General features: G+C 68.0%; 2 protein-coding genes and 3 pseudogenes. 1 reads left to right on the top strand and 4 read right to left on the bottom strand.

Annotated elements, in window-relative coordinates; translation table 11 throughout:
- The 3 genes and pseudogenes from ACIQFZ_RS43160 to ACIQFZ_RS43150 form a co-directional block, all read right to left on the bottom strand.
- Window positions 1-314, bottom strand: a 314-nt coding sequence (locus tag ACIQFZ_RS43160; protein ID WP_402693968.1) for a hypothetical protein, incomplete at its 3' end; no start/stop codon positions are given.
- Between the two features lie 455 nt (window positions 315-769).
- A pseudogene (locus tag ACIQFZ_RS43155) lies at window positions 770-886 on the bottom strand (excisionase); the annotation flags it as partial.
- 462 nt (window positions 887-1,348) lie between these two features.
- Window positions 1,349-2,434 (bottom strand): annotated as a pseudogene (locus ACIQFZ_RS43150) (ATP-binding protein); the annotation flags it as partial.
- Between the two features lie 260 nt (window positions 2,435-2,694).
- On the opposite strand from ACIQFZ_RS43150, the gene ACIQFZ_RS43145 reads away from it, so the two are divergent.
- On the top strand, window positions 2,695-2,892 hold the full coding sequence (locus tag ACIQFZ_RS43145; protein WP_383064711.1) for a hypothetical protein: 198 nt from the start codon (window positions 2,695-2,697) through the stop codon (window positions 2,890-2,892).
- A 106-nt stretch (window positions 2,893-2,998) separates the two neighbouring features.
- Here the strand turns inward: ACIQFZ_RS43145 and ACIQFZ_RS43140 are convergent.
- Window positions 2,999-3,204 (bottom strand): annotated as a pseudogene (locus ACIQFZ_RS43140) (glycosyltransferase family 2 protein); the annotation flags it as partial.
- Window positions 3,205-4,318: the final 1,114 nt, after the last annotated feature.

Raw genomic sequence — 4,318 nt, 5'->3', positions numbered from 1 at the left:
GATGTGCCCGGTGCCGCGGTCCCGTTGGGAAACGTGGGCAGGGTGTCGCCCTTGGGCAGCGTCCGGTGGAACTCCAACACCACCGACCAACGGTGCCCGTCCATCCGGCCCTTGCCGATCACCTGCGTGATCACCTGTGGCACCTGCTGATGAGCGGAAGCAGACCGCTTGGCAACGACGGAGACGGGTGCGGATGCCGAGTGGGCGGCCGGGCCCGACGTCGCCGCGATCGCGGAGGCACCGAACGAGATCCCTCCGAACGCGGCGACTGCGACGGCCGCTATGGCCGCCTTCCTGGCAAAACTGAGAGCCACGGAGCATTTCTCCTTCAAAGCTGCCGCCCGACACCACGCCGGGCGGTCCTCGACGGCCGGCGCGCCGGGCCCACGCGCCGACCCGCAGCGACCACCAGGAGCGGTGGCCGCGGGCTAGGACGTCCGCTCGTAGGTACTCCCAAACACCCACGGCGGGTTGCACGCCCGCCAACATCGGTTCGAAACATCCCTGCACCCTCGGGCAGGGGGCCGGGCTGCCACGCTGGGCGATAGGAACCTGGCTTACTGTCGCTTGCCGGACAGTGGGGCATCCGTGGGGCGCCGGGCTGCTGGGCCGCCGTATAAAAAAGCTGCTCCTACCAGTGGGCAGTCATGTGCGTCCTTGATCCGCCGGACAGACGTCCGCTGATCGTGTCGGGGATGGTTATGGCGGCGGAGGGGCGGGTGTGGCTCAATTGCCGTCGGTGTGACGCCGTCGGCACGATGGCGTGGAGGGGGAGCTTGATCAGGCGCGGTGCCTTGCCGCGTGCGCGCATGCGGTAGAAGGCGGCGCGGCTCATCTCGATTTCTTCGAGGACTTCGGGGAGTTTGAGCATCTTGGGGCGAGCCATCGTTGAGACTCCTCGCTTGGGCTGGTTTCGGGTTGGGGGGCCTGTGTCCGAGGTATGGATTTCTGCGTCACCGCGTCACCTGCGTCATGCACGCGTCTGACCTGCGGTTTTTGGGTGACGCAGAGGGCCGGGGGTGCGTCACCGGTGACGCAGGCTGTCCGTCACCGGTGACGCAGGTGACGCAGGTGACGCGGCGTGACGCAGAGGGCGGCCGTCTGCGTCACGGCCGTATGCCCAGGTCACCCGGCGTTTTCCGGGCCCCCGTGACGCAGGTGACGCAGCGATCCCCACTTAGGAAAAAGAGAAGGGGTGTCTGTGGTGGTGCGGCGCGGCTCAGGGAGTGAAGAAGGAGCTGCTTCGCGGCGCGTCCAGCGCAGGGCGGCGCCGCCGCCGAACAGCAAGAGGAGCACGCCCGGCCGGTGGTGCTCCTCTTGCTTGTGCGGGCGGGCCGGCGGTCGCCGGTCAGAACGCTTGCCGCTGCTCGTGTGGGGGCGGGGTCGGCGATCGGGTCATCTCGATGTAGCGGCCCTCTCTGGTGCGGCCCGAGTCGATCAGGACGCACGGGCGGCCAGGGTCGGCTGGAGGCGCTTGAGGCGGTCGGAGAGGACTTTGCCGGTGGTGGGCCAGCCCTTGGGCAGGGGGCGGAAGTCCTCGCCGGTGTAGAGGCGGGTGAGGCAGTGGAGCCACTCGGTGGAGGTCATGCGCTGTTCTGCGCCCTGTTCGATGTCTGCGGCGTGCCTGAGGACGGTCTGCGCGAGGAGATCGCCCTCAATGACGTCGTCGTTGAGGTCGTCCAGACTGGCCCGGTAGGCGGTGAGCGCTCCGAGGCCGGTTGCCGCGTCGAGCTGCGCGCAGAGGTGCGCGAAGTCGGCCATGCGTAGGTCGGTGGGGGTCTCCGCCTCAACCGCGCGGACCTTGACCGTGAGGTCCAGGAGAGACCCGAGGACGACGGGCAGAACCTCCGCGTACTCCGCCCACAGTTCCGCCTCGGTGCGCCGGACGCGGGGGCGTTCCAGCCGCAGCGGCAGGAGCCGTTCGGCGAGGTCGGGGCGGATGACTCCGACGTCGATGCCGGTCAGGAGCAAGGGGCGGCGGTAGCGGGCGCGGAACACGTCGCCGTCGGTGAAGAGGGCGCGCTTGACGTTCTCCGCGCCGGTGACGATGCAGCACATGGCGTCGGACAGGTCCGGGGTCATGTGGGAGAGGTTGTCGAGGGCGGTCACCCCATCCGGCGGCGACGGCCGCGATCAGGTTCTCCTCGTCCTTCGGGGCCCGGCGCAGGTCACCGCTCATGCCTTCGATGATCCTGACGAGCATGCGCCCGCCGGTGGACTTGCCCGCGCCCTGGGGGCCGGTGAGGAAGGGGGCGGGGACGGGCACGGACGGCCCGAGGCAGCCGACCAACCAAGCGATGGCCAGGCACTCCGTCTCCGCGGTGGCGAAGTTGCACAACCGCAGCAGGAGATCGATGCCCTTGCCTTCGGTGTCCTTGACGGGCAGGGGGAGTTCGCCGGTGAGCTGGGTGCGCCGCCAGCACACCTCGCGCGGACCGGCTCCCTTGGGCTCCGGTCCGCTCCGCTCCAAGTAACTAGTAGTGACAAAAATCAGTAACCGCGCTCTCCGCGCTCTTCGCGCTCTTCGCGCTCTTCGCGCTCTTCGCGCTCTCCGTGGCCCCTGTGGCCTCGCGTCACCGACCCCGCACCCGCCAGCACTGTCACCCGAATGGCGCAACATGACGTGCCACCCACATGGGCGAGGATCAAGCTGGCTAGTGGCCCAGCCGAGGCAATCCGTGAAAGGGGAACCGAATGCGCATTCGGCGAATCCTCGCCGCCGTCAGCGCCACGGCAGCCCTCGCCGGGCTCGGCCTCACAGGCGCCGCCACCGCCACCGCACAGGGTGGCTTCACCACCCCTTCTCAGTGCAGGGAGGGCGGCGGACAGCCCTATCTGCACAACACCGTCAAATGCTGGGGCGGTAAATACGACGGGATGATTGTCGACTAAACCCCACAAGGCGCCCCGCAGCCACGCGCCGCGGGGCGCTCCCGCGCGAGCGTAGCCGGGAGAGTCGCAGGGACTGTGCCGACCCGTCGGGAACGCTAGGCCGGGCTCACAGGTGCCATGTGCTGAGCTTGCTCAACGCTTCGGCGCGTTCCTCAATGATCTTCATCCGGGCACTCGCTCGGCTTCATGGTGGTGGGCGTCGTGAGCAGTGCTCTGTCCGGGCCACTTGCGGTAGAGCAATCCGCACTCCTCGATGAACCACCCGGTGCTCACGGCGTTCAGCGCCATCAAGAGGCCGGTGTCCTCAGATGAAGTAGAGAAAGTCTTACCGCGTGCCGCCTGGGGCCTGTTCTAGGGCCTGTCCGACGGGTCGCGTCACCGACCCCGCACCCGACAGCATTGTCACCCGAATGGCGCAGCATGACGTGCTGCCCACATGGGTGAAAGTCAAGCTGATTAGTGCTCCAACCGAGGTAATCCGTGAAAAGGGAACCGAATGCGCATTCGACGAATCCTCGCCGCCGTCAGCGCCACGGCAGCCCTCGCCGGACTCGGCCTCGCAGGCGCTGCCACCGCCACCGCCGCCACCGCACAGGTCAGCCCTTCTAAGTGCAAGGAGGGTGGCGGAACGTTCGACTTGCTGGGCAACCCCTGCAAGGGCGGTATATACGACGGGGAGTCGGTCGAAGCTGACTAGTGCCCCAATCGAGGTAATCCGTGAAAGGGGAACCAAATGCGCATTCGACGAATCCTCGCCGCCGTCAGCGCCACGGCAGCCCTCGCCGGACTCGGCCTCGCAGGCGCCGCCACCGCCACTGCCGCCACCGCACAGGGTGCCCCCGTCGTCGGCCCTAACCAGTGCATTGACGGCGGCGGAGATGTCCGGACCGACTTGCCGGGCAAACCCTGCGTGGGCGGTAAATACAACGGCCAGTCGGTCGACTAACCCCCACAATGCGCCCCGCAGCCACGCGCCGCGGGGCGCTTCCGCGCGAGCGTAGCCGGGAGAGTCGCAGGGACTGTGCCGACCCGTCGGACACGCCCTAGACGCCACCCGATCCCGGCCTCAGTCTGAGGCCGGTTGACGCGTGGCAAGTCGAGGGAGTCCACGCAGCAACAAGGTTCCGCCCGAACGCGAGGGCGACGCTTCCGGGCGCATCGTGGGGCACGTGTGGGGCACGGAGCGGCGCACTGCGGGAACGGTCAGCTCAGCGCGGAGTGATCGCGCGCTCGTGCGGTTCCATTGCGCGAGGCGATGGAAGGAAAGGTATTACCCATGCGAGCACAGCGCATTAAGCGCCTCTTCGCGGTGTCCGCGGCCGGTGTTGTCATCAGGGCTTGATCAAGTTCCCTCGGTTCCCGGGTTGTTGGTGATGCCCAGGAGTGGAAGTGCTCGTTGGGGTTGGTCGCGGATTGCGCGGGTGGT

The sequence above is a fragment of the Streptomyces sp. NPDC093064 genome (genome assembly GCF_044754605.1).
Classification (GTDB): Bacteria; Actinomycetota; Actinomycetes; order Streptomycetales; family Streptomycetaceae; genus Streptomyces.
Note: the sequence above shows the minus strand (reverse complement) of the source record. Positions and strands in the feature narration are given on the sequence as shown.

Excerpts from the sequence above, each read along its gene's own strand:
- ACIQFZ_RS43145 (WP_383064711.1), top strand. The coding sequence starts at position 2,695 with ATGCGCATTCGGCGAATCCTCGCCGCCGTCAGCGCCACGGCAGCCCTC.